General features: G+C 68.4%; 20 protein-coding genes. 4 read left to right on the forward strand and 16 right to left on the reverse strand.

Annotated features, from left to right (window positions below; genetic code table 11):
• The coding region (locus AC1DZ6_RS05785; protein ID WP_477096238.1) for a methyl-accepting chemotaxis protein at positions 1-642 on the forward strand (642 nt) is incomplete at its 5' end.
• Here the strand turns inward: AC1DZ6_RS05785 and AC1DZ6_RS05790 are convergent.
• Positions 639-1,208 carry an alpha-ketoglutarate-dependent dioxygenase AlkB gene (locus AC1DZ6_RS05790; protein ID WP_477096239.1) on the reverse strand — a complete coding sequence of 190 codons (570 nt, stop codon included), beginning with the start codon at positions 1,206-1,208 and terminating at the stop codon, positions 639-641. The two genes, AC1DZ6_RS05785 and AC1DZ6_RS05790, sit on opposite strands and share 4 nt — an antisense overlap.
• Before the next feature lie 109 nt (positions 1,209-1,317).
• Here AC1DZ6_RS05790 and AC1DZ6_RS05795 point away from each other — a divergent pair, with 109 nt between their 5' ends.
• Complete coding sequence (locus AC1DZ6_RS05795) at positions 1,318-2,220, forward strand: NAD(P)/FAD-dependent oxidoreductase (protein ID WP_477096240.1); 903 nt, start codon at positions 1,318-1,320, stop codon at positions 2,218-2,220.
• Here the strand turns inward: AC1DZ6_RS05795 and der are convergent.
• The 14 genes from der to AC1DZ6_RS05865 all read right to left on the reverse strand — a co-directional run bounded on the left by der (position 2,217) and on the right by AC1DZ6_RS05865 (position 12,047).
• Positions 2,217-4,025: a ribosome biogenesis GTPase Der gene (gene der / locus AC1DZ6_RS05800; protein ID WP_477096241.1), complete on the reverse strand. Its 1,809-nt coding sequence runs from the start codon at positions 4,023-4,025 to the stop codon at positions 2,217-2,219. The two genes, AC1DZ6_RS05795 and der, sit on opposite strands and share 4 nt — an antisense overlap.
• A gap of 109 nt (positions 4,026-4,134) precedes the next feature.
• Entirely contained in the window at positions 4,135-5,550 is a 1,416-nt protein-coding gene (locus AC1DZ6_RS05805; protein ID WP_477096242.1) for a PQQ-like beta-propeller repeat protein, read from the reverse strand.
• A gap of 11 nt (positions 5,551-5,561) precedes the next feature.
• Positions 5,562-6,320 (reverse strand): tetratricopeptide repeat protein, encoded by a 759-nt coding sequence (locus AC1DZ6_RS05810; protein WP_477096243.1) that lies wholly within the window; start codon positions 6,318-6,320, stop codon positions 5,562-5,564.
• A 179-nt stretch (positions 6,321-6,499) separates the two neighbouring features.
• The gene (panB, locus tag AC1DZ6_RS05815; protein ID WP_477096257.1) at positions 6,500-7,327 is read right to left on the reverse strand and encodes a 3-methyl-2-oxobutanoate hydroxymethyltransferase; all 828 of its coding nucleotides are present in this window, start codon (positions 7,325-7,327) and stop codon (positions 6,500-6,502) included.
• A 90-nt stretch (positions 7,328-7,417) separates the two neighbouring features.
• Positions 7,418-7,795 (reverse strand): hypothetical protein, encoded by a 378-nt coding sequence (locus AC1DZ6_RS05820; protein WP_477096244.1) that lies wholly within the window; start codon positions 7,793-7,795, stop codon positions 7,418-7,420.
• Positions 7,788-8,375, reverse strand: a complete 588-nt coding sequence (locus AC1DZ6_RS05825; RefSeq protein ID WP_477096245.1) for an RNA polymerase sigma factor — start codon at positions 8,373-8,375, stop codon at positions 7,788-7,790. The genes AC1DZ6_RS05820 and AC1DZ6_RS05825 overlap by 8 nt, the downstream gene beginning before the upstream one ends.
• A gap of 28 nt (positions 8,376-8,403) precedes the next feature.
• On the reverse strand, positions 8,404-8,760 hold the full coding sequence (locus AC1DZ6_RS05830) for a DUF6249 domain-containing protein (protein WP_477096246.1): 357 nt from the start codon (positions 8,758-8,760) through the stop codon (positions 8,404-8,406).
• Positions 8,761-8,956: 196 nt separating this feature from the next.
• A complete protein-coding gene (locus tag AC1DZ6_RS05835) occupies positions 8,957-9,256 on the reverse strand; it encodes a hypothetical protein (RefSeq protein WP_477096247.1) in 300 nt (99 codons plus the stop codon).
• Positions 9,253-9,768, reverse strand: coding sequence for an RNA polymerase sigma factor (locus AC1DZ6_RS05840; protein WP_477096248.1), 516 nt, complete (start codon positions 9,766-9,768; stop codon positions 9,253-9,255). The genes AC1DZ6_RS05835 and AC1DZ6_RS05840 overlap by 4 nt, the downstream gene beginning before the upstream one ends.
• The gene (locus tag AC1DZ6_RS05845) at positions 9,768-10,205 is read right to left on the reverse strand and encodes a hypothetical protein (RefSeq protein ID WP_477096249.1); all 438 of its coding nucleotides are present in this window, start codon (positions 10,203-10,205) and stop codon (positions 9,768-9,770) included. The genes AC1DZ6_RS05840 and AC1DZ6_RS05845 overlap by 1 nt, the downstream gene beginning before the upstream one ends.
• A gap of 39 nt (positions 10,206-10,244) precedes the next feature.
• Complete coding sequence (locus AC1DZ6_RS05850) at positions 10,245-10,436, reverse strand: hypothetical protein (protein WP_477096250.1); 192 nt, start codon at positions 10,434-10,436, stop codon at positions 10,245-10,247.
• A 47-nt stretch (positions 10,437-10,483) separates the two neighbouring features.
• On the reverse strand, positions 10,484-11,143 hold the full coding sequence (locus AC1DZ6_RS05855) for an HAD hydrolase-like protein (RefSeq protein ID WP_477096251.1): 660 nt from the start codon (positions 11,141-11,143) through the stop codon (positions 10,484-10,486).
• Entirely contained in the window at positions 11,144-11,500 is a 357-nt protein-coding gene (locus tag AC1DZ6_RS05860; RefSeq protein ID WP_477096252.1) for an ArsC family reductase, read from the reverse strand.
• Between the two features lie 100 nt (positions 11,501-11,600).
• Positions 11,601-12,047 (reverse strand): MarR family winged helix-turn-helix transcriptional regulator, encoded by a 447-nt coding sequence (locus AC1DZ6_RS05865; protein ID WP_477096253.1) that lies wholly within the window; start codon positions 12,045-12,047, stop codon positions 11,601-11,603.
• 76 nt (positions 12,048-12,123) lie between these two features.
• Here AC1DZ6_RS05865 and AC1DZ6_RS05870 point away from each other — a divergent pair, with 76 nt between their 5' ends.
• Complete coding sequence (locus AC1DZ6_RS05870) at positions 12,124-12,864, forward strand: DUF899 domain-containing protein (RefSeq protein ID WP_477096254.1); 741 nt, start codon at positions 12,124-12,126, stop codon at positions 12,862-12,864.
• 8 nt (positions 12,865-12,872) lie between these two features.
• A complete protein-coding gene (locus AC1DZ6_RS05875) occupies positions 12,873-13,106 on the forward strand; it encodes a hypothetical protein (protein ID WP_477096255.1) in 234 nt (77 codons plus the stop codon).
• Here AC1DZ6_RS05875 and AC1DZ6_RS05880 read toward each other — a convergent pair.
• Positions 13,103-13,861, reverse strand: coding sequence for a FadR/GntR family transcriptional regulator (locus AC1DZ6_RS05880; protein ID WP_477096256.1), 759 nt, complete (start codon positions 13,859-13,861; stop codon positions 13,103-13,105). The genes AC1DZ6_RS05875 and AC1DZ6_RS05880 overlap by 4 nt on opposite strands.
• Positions 13,862-14,017 lie beyond the last annotated feature (156 nt).

A 14,017-nucleotide genomic window follows, 5' to 3' on the forward strand; every position in this document is an offset into this window, starting at 1 on the left:
GTCGCCGCCATGGGCGAGATCGAGCAGAGCTCGGGCCAGATCACCCAGATCATCGGCGTGATCGACGAGATCGCATTCCAGACCAACCTGTTGGCCCTGAACGCCGGCGTCGAAGCGGCTCGCGCCGGCGATGCGGGTCGAGGCTTCGCGGTCGTGGCCCAGGAAGTCCGCGCCCTGGCCCAGCGCTCGGCCGATGCGGCCAAGGAGATCAAGACCCTGATCGCCAACAGCACCTCGCAGGTGGCGCGCGGCGTGCAGCTGGTCGGCGACACCGGCCAGGCCTTGAACGGCATCGTCGGCAAGGTGGCCGAGATCGACACCCTGATCTCCGAGATCGCCCAGTCCTCTCAGGAGCAGGCCACCGGCCTCAACCAAGTCAACGCCGCCGTAAACCAGATGGACCAGGTCACTCAGCAGAACGCGGCCATGGTCGAGCAAGCCACGGCCGCCGCGACCAATCTCAAGTCCGAGTCCAGCGCCCTGGCGGACCTGGTGTCGCGGTTCGAGACCGGGGAGGCCGCGCGTCGTCCCACGGCCGCGCCGGTTCGGCATCGCGCCGCAGAACCGCCCCGCCGTTCGGCTCGCCCCGTTCCCCAGATGCGTCCGGGCTCCAACGTCGCGCCGCAATGGGAAGAGTTCTAAGCCAGCGTCCGGAACGTCACCGAATAACGCAGCGTCTCGACGGGCGGGATGCTGTGCTCCCAAACCGAGCGCGCCTCGCCGGTCAGCCAATAGCYCGAGCGCGGCTCCAGCGTCAGGGAGCGTCTCTCCCAGCGCGCTCCGTCCGACCGCCGAAAGCGCAGGACGCATGGCGAGAGCAGCGAGACCCCGACCACCTGGCCGAACGCGGGCCGGTCGCGATGCCAGCCTATCGGCGCGCCGGGCGGGTATTCGTTGATCAGCGCGTGCACCAGGGCGTCGGGGATCATGCCCGCCAGATCCGCCGCCTTGCGACGCAAGGCCTGCAGAAAGTCCGGGATCGGCGGTCCATGTTCCAGCCCCTGCTCCGGCCCCTGATAACGGACGCCGAAATAGGCCACCCGGCGACGAGCGCTGTAGCCCCGCATCTCGAAGGCGCGCAGGTCGAGCCGCCCCAGCGCGACCGCCAGCGCGGCTTCCTCGTCCGGAGCGATCATGTCGGGTTGGTAGACGAAGCCGGGCGGTCCCGGCGCGGGCTCGTCGAACAGGCTGGCTTGGCGAGGGTGCATGTCTGGGCAAATGGTCCCGACGACCCCGGCGTTCCAGTGCAACCCTTCGGGACCTGACGCGTCTATCGGCCTCGGAGGCCCTCACGATGCAACGTCCCTCACGCCAGCCATGAGCCCTGAACCCTTGGACGCGATCATCGTCGGCGCCGGTCCCGCCGGTCTGACCGCGGCCCTCTATCTGGGGCGCTTCCGGCGGAAGGTTCTGGTCATCGACGGCGGCGACAGCCGGGCCGCTTGGATTCCGACCACCCACAATCACCCGGGCTTCCCGGACGGCGTGGCAGGCACGACGCTGCTGGACCTGCAGAGGGAGCACGCCCTGCGGTACGGCGCGCGCATCCAGTCGGGGACGGTCCAGACGCTGTCGATCACGGATGGAGGGTTGGCCCTGGAGGTCGACGGCGAAACCTTGCAGGCTCCGACCGTCCTTCTGGCCTGCGGCGTCGAGGACAACGCCCCCGCCCTGCCCGACGTGGACGAGGCCGTTCGCCGGACCCTGCTGCGCATCTGCCCGATCTGCGACGGCTTCGAGGTCACCGGACAGCGAGTCGGCGTAATCGGTCACGGCCCGCTGGGGGCGCGAGAAGCGCTGTTCCTGCGGACCTATTCCGACCAGCTGACCTTGATCCACATCGCCGCGCCCGAGGCCTTGCCCGCCGAGGAACGCGCCCTTCTGGCCGAAGCGGGCGTGATAGTGATCGAAGCGCCGATCGACAGCGTCGACCTCCAGACCGACCGGGCTCGCGCCCTGTGTTTCTCGGGCGCGGGACGGATGGAGTTCGACGCGCTCTACAGCGCCTTGGGCGTGACGCCGCGCACGGGGTTGGCCCTGGCGGCTGGGGCGCGCCACGACGACCAGGGGCGGCTGGTGGTCGACGACCATCAGCAAACCTCGATTTCAGGCCTCTACGCCGCCGGCGACATGGTGCGCGGCCTCAACCAGATCACCACGGCCCAAGGCGAGGCCGCGATCGCGGCCACCGCCATGCACAACCGGCTCAGGGGCGTCTAGCGCCCCTTCGGCGGCGCCTTGTTGCCGCGAACGGTGCGAGACCCAGCCACCGGCCGCTTCGGCGTCGGCGACTTGAACCCGGACTTGCCGGTCACAGCCTTGCCGCCGGCAGCCTTGAAGCCGACCTTGTAGCTGGGCGTCTCGGACTTCTTCTGGGCCTTGGGACCCAGCTTCTTGACCGCCTTGACCGCCGCCTTGCCGGGTTCAGCGGCGGGCGCCGTGGTCGGCTCGTTCGGCTTGGCGGTCCGGGTCACGGTCTGGCCGGCCTTCTTGGCGACCCTGACGGCGGCCTTGGTCGGCGTGGCCTCCGTCCGGCCCGGTTCGAACTCGACGCCGGCCGCGGCCGCGGCGGCCTCGGCCAGGCGGACCGACTTCTTGACCGTGTTGCGCGACGCGCGAATGCGTTCGGCTTCGCGTTCCTTGCGCTCGAACTCGCGCTTGCCCTTGCCGGAGTGGCCCTTGGCCTCGCCCTCGGCATAAGGATTGGCGCCCGACTTGATGGTGATGCGCAGCGGCACGCCCGGCAGGTCGAAGCTCTCGCGCAGGCTGTTGATCAGGTAGCGCCGATATTGCTCGGGCATCTGGTCGGCGCGGCTGGAGAACAGCACGAAGGTGGGCGGGCGCGCCTTGATCTGCGCCATGTACTTGGGCTTGATCCGCTTGCCGCCGACGCTGGGCGGCGGGTGGCGCTGCATGGCCATCTGCAGCCAGTCGTTCAGGTCACGGGTCTTGACCTTGGTCGACCAGTCGCGGTGGCTCTTCAGCACGGCCGGCATCAGCTTGTCGACGCCCTTGCCGGTCTCGCCCGACAGAGCCACCACGGGCGTGCCGCGCAGCTGGGGCAGCATGCGCTCGGCGTGCTCGACGAAGCCCTTCAGCGTGGCAGCCTGGTCCTCGACGAGGTCCCACTTGGCCAGCACGAAGACGACGCAGCGCCCTTCCCGCTCGGCCAGGTCGGCGATCTGCAGATCCTGCGTCTCGAAGGGGTGGGTGGCGTCCATGATCAACAGGACGACTTCGGCGAAGGTGATCGAGCGGATGGTGTCGCCGGTCGACAGCTTCTCCAGTTTCTCGTTGACCTTGGCCTTCTTGCGCAGGCCGGCGGTGTCGACGAGGCGCACCTTGCGGCCGCCCCAGTCCCAGTCCACCGAGATGGAGTCGCGCGTGATCCCGGCCTCGGGACCGGTCAGCAGGCGCTGCTCGCCGATCAGGCGGTTGATCAGGGTCGACTTGCCGGCGTTGGGACGACCGACGATGGCGATCTTGATCGGCTTGTCGTCGCCCAGCTCGTCATGCTCGCCCTGCAGCTCTTCCGGCGCGATGGCGATCAGGGCGGCGTAGAGTTCGGCCATGCCCTCGCCGTGCTCGCCGGAAATCTGGATCGGCTCGCCCAGGCCCAGGCTGTTGGCCTCGGCCGCGCCGTGGTCGCCGGCCTTGCCCTCGGACTTGTTGGCGGCGACCAGCACAGGCTTGTTCCGCTTGCGCAGGATCTCGGCGAAGGTCTTGTCCAGCGGCGTCAGGCCCTCGCGGGCGTCGAACACCAGCAGGGAGACGTCGGCCTCCTCGATCGCCAGCTCGGTCTGGGCGCGCATGCGCGACTCCAGGCTCTCGTCGGTGACGTCCTCGAAGCCGGCGGTGTCGATCAGCTCCAGGTCCAGGTCGCCCAGGCGGCCATGGGCGAAGCGACGGTCGCGGGTGACGCCGGGCTGGTCATCGACCAGGGCCAGCTTGCGGCCGGCCAGACGGTTGAACAGGGTCGACTTGCCCACATTGGGGCGGCCGACGATGGCGAGTTTCAAAGGCATGGGGTGTGATTAGTCGATTTCGAGGACAAAAGCGACAAACCCGGACTGGTAAGGACCAGCCCGGGTTCGCGTTGCTTGAATTATGGGTCCGGGACGCGCCCGGAGACGCCTAGCGGATGGCGATGAGGTCGGCTTCGTCGGTCGCCAGATAGACCGTGTCGCCCATGGCGATCGGACCCAGCAGGACCGACTGACCCAGCTTCAGGGTCTTCAACGTCTCGCCGGTCTTGGGGTTCAGGGCCACGGCCTGACCTTCGCTCGACACGGTGATCAGACGGTTGGAGGCGAGGATCGGCGTCGACCAGAGCAGCGGATGCTTGGCGCGCTTCTTCTTCTGCTTCTTGCTGAGCTGGTCGGTGTTGTTGAGATCGCGGATCCAATAGACCTGACCGGCTTCGCGCGAGACGCAGATCACCTGGCCGGCCTTGTCGACCACGAAGACCACGTCGCCGGCGGCCCAGGGGCTGGTGATCGCCGTGACCGGCAGGCTCCAGCGGGCCTGGCCCGTGCGCAGGTCGGTGGCGGCGAAGACGCCCGAGTGGCTGACGGCGAAGACGTCGCCCTTGAAGATCACCGGACGACCGGCGATGTCGCGGATTTCCGACAGGGCGTTGGTGCGGCTGGCGCGGCTGAGGGCCTCGCTCCACAGGTCGTTGCCGTTGGCGGCGCGCAGGGCGACCAGTTCGCCCGAGGCGAAGCCGGCGACCACGGTGTCGCCGCTGACCGCGGGGCTGGTGGCCCCCAAGATGCGGGCCGGCTCGATCAGGGCCTGGTAGGTCCAGCCCGGCGCGCCGTCGGTCGCGTTGAAGGTCAGCAGTTCATTGTCGGTGGAGATCACGAACACCCGGCCGTCCGAGACGGTGGGCGCCGCGTGGATCGGGGTGCTGGTTTCCTGACGCCAGGCTTCGGCGCCGGTCGCGGCGTCGAGCTGGGCCACGAAACGGAAGCCCGACGCGACGTACAGCTTGCCGTTGGCGTAGGCCACGCCGCCGCCAAAGCCGGTGCGGTCGGCCGAGCTGCCGCCGATGCCCATGAAGCCGTGCTTCTTGCCCGGAGCCTTGGCGGGACGCAGGTCCTTGCGCCAGATCGTCGAGCCGCTGCGGGCGTCCATGGCGACCACGGTCGCCTCGCCGTCCATCACGAAGATCTTGCCGTCGGCGGCCACCGGCGGCGCGGTGACGTGGTAGCGGCGGGTGGCCTTCTGGCCGAAGCCCTTGCGCCAGGCGATGTCGAAGTTGGCTGCGGCGGCGACGTGTTCGACCGATTGCTCGGCGTTGCCGCCCGGCAGAGGCCAGTCGGCCTGGACGGTCGGTTCGGGCAGGAAGAAGTCAGAGCCCTTGAGCGCTTCGGCTTGCTCGACCTTCTGATCGAAGGCGATGACCGAAATCCGCTGCCCCTGGGTGGCCAGCGTCTTGTTGGCCTCCTTCTTGTCGAAGGGATTGAGCTTGGAAACCGTCGAACAACCGGCCACCGACACCGCGGCGGTCATCATCGCGGTGAGAAGCAGATAGCGCTTAGTCGTCATGGTGCGGCGGCTCATTGGGCAGTAGCGGGGGCGACGTCGGCTTGCGCGCCGGGCGGGAGCGCCAGGGCGGCGGGTGGCGGCAGGGCCATGGCGGCCTTGACCACGGCCGGCAGGTCCTTGGCGGAGCCTGAATCGATCATGGCCATGGCGCCTCGGGCCCGCTCGCGGATCTCGTCCGAGGAGTTGTCGAGCGAGCTGGACAGCACAAGGAAATCGCCGCGCGCGCCGGCCAGATCGCCGGCCCGCAGCTTCGCGAAGGCCAGGGCTTCCTTGGCCTGCACGCGGTAGGGACTCTTCTCGCCCATCAACGGGGTCAGCCTCGCCTCGACATCCTTGTAAGGAGCCGTGTCGAGGAGCGCCAAGGCGGAATTGAGGCCGGCGAGGTCGGCGAGCACTGGATTGGTCGAAAGCTTGGCCGCTTGGTCAAAATAGGCCACGGCTTCGGCCGTTTTGTTCTGCTCCAGGCGCACGCCGCCCATCTGCAGCAAGGCCAGGGCCTTGTAGGCCGGGGTGCCGGTCTTGGAGATCGCTTCGAACGCCGGAAACGCCGAGACAGGCCCCGTCTTCTGGGCGCTGGTCAGGGCCGCCTGATAGGCTTCCGTGGCCTTGTCGCTCTGGCCCTGCTGGTAGCTGGTCCAGCCCATCCAGCCGCCCGTGCCGAGAATCGCCGCCGCGGCCAGCGCGCCCACCCAGGGCAGCGACTTCAGCGCGAGGGACTTGTAGCGGTCGGAGCGCAGCTGCTCTTCGACCTCGTCAAACACATCGACCACGAACGAGGCTCCGATAGGGGCGAAAACAGCGCCCTGAGGCGTCGACACCGGATTGCTCCAAAGCCGACACGCGAAATGAAAACCATGGTGAGCGAACCCACCGAGGCGGCGAACCTATAGCGTGTCTGGGCCAGCCGCAACGGGGCGGAACCGGCCCGGCCCCGAAGTCTTTCGGTCCGCTAGCTCTTCTTCGCGTAGTAGGTCTCGGCCTCGCCCGGGAAGGTGCGGGCCTTGACGTCACGGGCGTAGTCGGCCGCGGCCCGCTCGATCTCGCCCTTCAGGTCGGCGTAGCGGCGGACGAATTTCGGGGTCCAGTCGAACAGCCCCAGCATGTCGTCGACCACCAGAACCTGGCCGTCGCAGCCCGCCGAGGCGCCGATGCCGATGGTGGGGACCGAGATGGCGGCGGTGACTTCGCGCGCCAGGCCCTCGGCCACGCCCTCAACCACCACGGCGAAAGCGCCGGCCTCGACGGTGGCGCGGGCCTCTTCCAGCACCTTGAGCCGGCCGGCCTCGTCCTTGCCCTTGGCCTTGAAGCCGCCGTCGACCAACACCGCCTGGGGCCGCAGGCCGATGTGGCCCATGACCGGAATGCCGCGCTGCACGAGATAGGCGATGGTGGCGGGCACGGTGGAGCCGCTCTCGACCTTCACGGCCTGACAGCCGGTCTCCTTCATGATCCGCACGGCGTTGTCGTAGGCGACTTCCGGCGCGCCCTCGTACGAACCGAACGGCATGTCGACCACGACCATGGCCTTGCGCGATCCACGCATCACGGCCTGGCCGTGCAGGATCATCATCTCCATGGTCACGCCCACGGTGTTGGGCAGGCCGTGGACGACCATGCCCAGCGAGTCGCCGACTAGCAGCACGTCGCACGACTCGTCCAGCGCCGCGGCGATCGGCGCGGTGTAGGCCGTCAGGCAGACAATGGGCTCGCCGCCCTTGCGCGCGGCGATGTCGGGGGCCGCCAGGCGACGGACCTTCTCTTCACGATGGGCGGACAGGGCGAGCACTCCAGCGAAAAACGCGTGCCGTTTTCCGCCAGAACGTTCGGCGCCGCAACATGATCGTTGAAAACTTGACCGAAACCGCCGCTAGACCTCGTCCACCAGCCGGGTCACGGCGAACGCCAAGGCCAGCACGGCAAGGGCCACGCCCACCCAGAGGGTCTCGGAACCGCCCAGGGTGAACAGCTGGTCATAGCGGTTCGTCAGCTTCTCCAGGCTCATGCTCAGTTGCTGCGTGCTCTCGTGCGACACCTGCGAGAACTCGTCGGTGAAGCGGGCGCTGATAAGCTGAACCGCCGCGGCCAGACCCGCGACGACGCCCGTCCCGGCGATCAGCACTCGGCGCAGCGCCCAGCCCCGATCCAGCTTGTCGGTCACCTGCTGCGCGAACAGCTCGGCGTCGCGGAACACCGGAGCCTGGCCGTAGAGGCGCGTCAGCTGAGTTTCGAAATCCAGGTCAGCCACGGTTTTCTCTCCTCGCGGAGTCGTTCGAAGGGCTTTCGGACGGCGGGGCCATCCGGGCTCTGAGTTTATCCAGACCACGTTTGACATGGGATTTGACCGTCCCAAGAGGGATGTTCAAGGTCTCGGACGCCTCGGCATGCGACCAGTCGGCCCCGTAGCAAAGGGAAACGCACAGGCGCTCGGCCTTGGACAGATGCTTGAGCGCTTCGTCCAGGTCCAAACGATCGGCGCGCGCGGCGGAGCCGTCCGGTCCGACCGGCGCCTGCTCCTCGGGGGCCTCGGTCAGCACGAAACGCGCTTCCCGCTTGACCTTCCGCAGATAGAGCCGCGCGGCGATCTTCTTGATCCAGCCCGCGAAGGCCCCTTCCCCGCGATAGTCGGCGATCTGCTCGTAGCCGACCAGGAACGCGTCCTGGGCGACGTCGTCGGCCGTGGCCGGATCGGCCCCCAGCCGGCGCAGCAGGCCCCGCACGGCCGAGCCGTGGCGACGCACCAGCTCGCCGAAGGCCCGTCGATCGCCGGCCGCCGCCAGGGCGGCCAGTTCGACGTCGTGGCCCGTGGGTGGGCGTTCAGTGCCCATGAATTTCGTCCCCTCTTCCCCGCGGGCGTCAGTCTTGCGGCGGACGCTTGTTGGGGTTGAAGAAGCTGAGGATGACGAAGGCCAGGCCGATCATGCCGGGAATGGCCGCGCCGCTCAGGGTGCCGTACATCGCGTAGTGATTGATCTGGCCCAGCGCCAAGCCGGTCAGGGCGACGCCGACGGCGACGAAGATCAGAACCACGCCGATCCGCATGTCGCGATGCGCCGAGGACGTTATGCGCGGCCGCACATCCTTGGACAGGGCGTCGACCAGTTCGGGAGGCAGCGGCTGCCCCTTCTCGATGGCGGCCCGAACCGTGGCCTGCATTTCCCGGCGATCACGCGTCCGCAGCCACGCCGGCACGATCACGATCGCCGCGACCATCAAAAACGGCGCCAGCGGGATCAAAATTCCAAAGTCCATGGCTAAGTCCCCTCGAATGTTCGGCGGCGGCGTATCGCCTCGCCTTCTGTAGGTAAGAGACCTGGGCCACGCCGATTGGAGGCGCCGGGTCGGATGAAACTTTCGTAAGGCTTTCGCCTCTCGAAGGATTCACCCGATTCCCTAGGAAACCGAGCGCCTAACGTCGGATCAGGATCTGGCCGCCCAGCAGGCTGACCGCCGCCGCCAGGGTCAGGATCCCGCCGACGGGAAGCAGCACGGGGGCCAGCGTGCTGACCGCCAGGTCCAGCGCCGGAGCGCAGGTCCACAGCACCGCGCCGGCGGCGACGGCCGTCACGGCGGCCGAAGCCAGCTTCAGTTTCAGCTCCCGCCACGCCACCTGCTGCATCACCTCGGCGACGAACACCGCATCCACGGCCGGCCGCGCGGGGGCGGCGTCGGCGGACAGAAAAGCGGCCAGGCGATCTTCGGGGGTCATGACGCGTCTCCCAATACGGCTAAAAGTCTCTCACGTCCTCGGTTCACATGCGACTTCACGGTGCCCAGAGGCAGGTTCAGGGTCTGCGCCGCCTCGCCGTGCGACCAGCCCTGCCCCAGGCACAGGGTGACACAGGCCCGCTGGTCCGGCGGCAGGTCGGCCAGCGCCGCCTCCAGCGCCATGCGGTCGGCCGGATCGGCGTCGCGCGAGACCTCCCCGGCCTGGTCCTGGCTCCAAGCCTGGTCGCGGCGCGCGGCCCGCTTGGCGGCGCGGCTGTGATCCAGCGCCTTGCGCCAGGCGATGCCGAACAGCCAGGCGCGAAAGCCGTCGTCCTCGCGCAGCCGATCCAGGCTGGACCAGGCCGCCAGGAAGGCCTCCTGGGCGATGWCGTCGGCGTCGCCGAAGCCGCTCTTGCGCAGGAAGCCGCGCAGGGCCCGCTCGTGCGTCGCCACGAGCCGGGCGAAGGCGGATTGAGATCCGTTTCGCGCGGCCCGAACGAGCGGTCCGTCCATCAGACCCGCGGCCCTCGGTCCACCAGGATCGACACGGTCGACGCCACGGTCAGCGCGCCCATGACGAAGGCCACGATCACGAAGGCCGGCCCGGCCTCGTAGAGGTCGGTCACCGAGGCGTAGGTGAAGCCGGCGCAGAGGCAGCCGAACAGCGCAACACGAGACCAGGTGTGGTGGCGGCGATAGCGGCGATAGTGACGGCGGCGCGGGCGTTCATCGTCCTCGTCCGGGTCGCTCATTTCGTCGCCGTCGTTCCAGCGCTTGCTGAGCTTGGCCAGCAGCTCCGGCGGCGGCTCGCGCCCGGCCTCGGCATAGGTCTTGATCAGGTCCAGGGTGTCGCGATTGGCGCGGTAGGACAGCCAGCTTTGATAGGCGCCGAACACGAACCAGCTCAGCGGAAAGATCAGCCACCAGAACTGTCGAAACATGTCTTCCATGGTCTTGGTCTCCAAAGGCGCGTCGCGCGCCTCGAACGGTCAGTGGGGGCAGCGGGCGTGCAGTCGCGCCACCAGTTCCGGCGGCGGCTCGCGGCCGGCCTTGGCGTAGAGCTGCAGCACGCCCAGGGCGTCGCGGCGGGCGCGATAGGCCAGCCAGCTCTGGAAAGCGCCGAACACGATCCAGCTCAGGGGGAACACCAGCCACCAATAAGAGCGGAACAGCTCTTCCATCGGTCTCATCTCCAGATCGACGCGACCTTCGCGCCGTTTTCTGAAGACTAGTCGGCGCCGACCCGGTGATTGGATGCGGCGACCCGGGAAATAATTTCATCCATGGCGGCGAACATCATAGTCGGGCCGTGGTCGGCCAGGGCGCGACGGGTGGCGTAGCCCCATTCCACCGCCCCGCAGGCCAGGCCCGCTTCGCGCGCGGCCTCGATGTCGCGGGTCTCGTCGCCGATGCACAGCACCCGGTTCTTGGGGATGCGCGCGGCTTTGACCACGGCCTTGAACTTGGCGGCCTTGCCGAAGATCGCCGCGCCGCAGCCGTAGTGATCGACCAGGCCCGCCAGTTCGCCGCCGAGGATCGAGCGGATCGTCGCCTCGGAATTGGAGCTGACGATCGCCAGGCGCAGTCCCGCCGCCGACAAGCCGCGCAGCAGGTCTCCGGTGCCCGAGAACAGCGGAATGGCGTGAGCCTCGGCGGCCATCATCTTCTTGCCGTGGGCGGCGACCAGCGGAACCTTCCACAGGGGCAGGCCCAGATAGGCGATGATCTCGCGGCTGGTGCGGCCGCGCAGCATGGCGATCTCGTCCTCGGTCACCGCCTTGAACTTGAAACGCTCGGCGAGCGGGCGCACGGCGCGCATGGCCCAGGCTGTGCTGTCCGCCAGCGTGCCGTCGAAGTCAAAGATGACCAGATCGATCTGGGCGTCCATTCAGCCCCCCGAACCCATGGCGCGAGCATACACGTCAGGCTTGAATCCGACCAGCAGTTGATCGCCCGTTGCGAGAACCGGCCGCTTGATCATCGACGGATTGGCCAGCATCAGCGCGATCGCCTTGGCCTGGTCGATGTCCTGCTTGTCGGCGTCCGGCAGCTTGCGGAAGGTCGTCCCGGCCTTGTTCAGCAGGACTTCCCAGCCCACGGCCTTGCTCCAGGCCTCCAGGCGCGGACGGTCGACGCCCACCGTCTTGTAGTCGTGGAATTCATAGGCGACGCCGTGACCCTCCAGCCAGTCCCGCGCCTTCTTCATCGTGTCGCAGGCCTTGATGCCGTAGATCGTGGTGGTCACGCGTGATTGCTCCGTGCGCGTCAGATTCTCGAGTCTGACAGCCTAGAGATCGCGCGCCATCGGGCAAAACGGAAAAAGGCCGGGTTAATCGCCTCGACGATCAGGCCAGGGCGAGCAGGCCGGCGCGCAGGGCGTCGCCGTCGCCTTGCGGCAGGCCGGCCTCGATATCCGCGTGGGTCTGCGTCCACACCGGCAGGGCGCGCGCCAGCACCGCCATCCCAGCGGGCGACAGCGCCAGCCGACGGCTACGACGGTCCTCGGGATCGACGCTGACGGTCAGCAGGCCGCGCCGCTCCAGCGGCTTGAGATTGGCGGTCAGGGTGGTGCGGTCCATGGCCAGCAGTCCAGCCACCGAGCCGATGGTCGGCGGCTCGGGCCGGTTCAGCGACATCAGCAGCGAGAACTGGCCGCTGGTGATGTCGAAACCCGCCAGGGCCTGGTCGAATCGCCGCGCCAGGGCCCGCGCCGCGCGCTGGGCGTGCAGGCACAGGCAAGTGTCCTTCACGTGGAGGGTGGCGGCGTAAGGGACTTGCAGCGGCTTTGACACGTCTCAGTTATGTTGATATCAACGTTATCTGTCAAGACCAAACGGCTCGGCGGGCTCACGACAAGGGAGAAGGAAGATGGCGAACCACAAGGTCGCGTCGCGTGAGGAATGGCTCGAAGCGCGCAAGGCGCTGCTGGCCCATGAAAAGGAAGAAACCCAGTTGCGCGACCGCAACGCCGCCGAGCGGCTGGCCCTGCCTTGGGTCAAGATCGACAAGGCCTATGCGTTCGACACGCCCGCCGGTCGCAAGACCTTGGCCGAGCTGTTCGACGGACGCAGCCAACTTGTGGTCTATCACTTCATGCTGCCGCCCGAATGGGAAGCCGGCTGCCCGGGCTGCTCGTTCCTGGCCGACCATCTGGACGGAACCCTGCCCCACCTGAACCATCACGACGTGACCCTGATCGCCGTGTCGCTGGCCCCGCTGGACAAGATCTCGGCCTACAAGGCCCGGATGGGCTGGAAATTCCCGTGGGCCTCGTCGTTCGGCGGCGACTTCAACCACGACTTCGGGGTGTCRTTCACGCCCGAAAGCATCGCGGCCGGCGCGACCTACAATTTCGAACCCGCCGGTGACGACGCCAAAGAGCTGCCGGGCATGAGCACGTTCTTCAAGGACGAAACCGGCCAGGTGTTCCACACCTATTCCAGCTATGGCCGCGGCGGCGAGGACCTGATCGGAACCTACATGATCCTCGACCGCGCCCCGCTTGGGCGCAACGAGTCGGGCAACATGGGCGACTGGATGCGCCGCCACGACGAATACGACGACGCCGCGCCGGCCAAGGCCTGCCACGCCGAAGCGGTTCCGGCCTAGGCGCCGCCGTGCTGTGCTGCGCGCTGGGACTTCTGGCTCTGCTGACCGGGGCCTCGGCGCGCGGCCTGCGGGCTCTGCTGGGCGCGTGGCCGGTGGCGATCATCGCCGGCGGTTCGGCCGCCGCACTCGCCGTCCTGATCCCGCACCACCTGGAGCACTACCGCCAGCGCGCCCACGCCCATGATCGATCGATGCTGGCCGAGATCGTCGCCGCGCCGCTGTGCTCGGGCGGCTCTTCCTAGACGCTGGCGCGGCGCGCCACTTCGCTGCGCCGGGCCAGGATCTGGGCCTTGGCCTCCTCCAGCGCATCGGCCTCGACCACGGTCATGAGGTTCTCGATGACCCGACCCAGATGCTCGCGCATCGCCGAGCGCGCCGCCAACGGGTCGCGGGCCTTCAGCGCGTCCAGGATTTCCTGATGGTCGTTGACCAGGGGATGGGCCCTCACCCGCCCCGCCCGCTCCAGCAGATCGCGGCAGGTGGGCTGGTAGCGCAGGTCCCAGAGGTTCTCGACCATCGCCACCAGCACGCCGTTGCGGCTGGCCTTGGCGATGGCGACGTGGAAGCGCCGGTCGGCCAGGTCGGCCAGCGCCCCGAAATCGTGCTCCTCGGCCATGTCGTGCAGGATCACCGTCAGCTCGTCGAGCTGGTCGTCGGTCATCACCGCCGCAGCCAGGGCGCAGGCGTCGCCCTCGATCAGCCGCCGCGCCTCCACCAGCTCGAAAGCGCTGACCTCCAGCTGGGGCGCCGAAACCTCGGGGCGCGGGGCGTCGATGACATAGACCCCCGCCCCGTGCCGCGCCTCGACCAGGCCGCGCGCCTCCAGGATGATCATCGCCTCGCGGATGGTCGGGCGGCTGACCTTGTGGTCCTCCGCCAGGTCGCGCTCGGACGGCAGGCGCGCGCCGCTGGCCCAGCGCCCGTCGCGGATCGAGGCCGCGATCCGGTTGGCGATGTGCTGACGCAGCTTTCTCGTGTCGGCGACGGGTTCGGTCACGGGCGGGCTCAAACCTTGGCGGGCTTGCTCCACAGCGCGCGGGTGCGATGGGCGGCCAGCTTGGGTTTCCGCTCGCGGGTGAACAGGCCCTTATGGTTCAGCGCCCCGATCCGCATGATGCTCTGCGAGRTGCGGAAGTCGGCGAAGGCCCAGGGG

The sequence above is a fragment of the Caulobacter sp. P1_B12_2 genome (assembly GCF_056406675.1).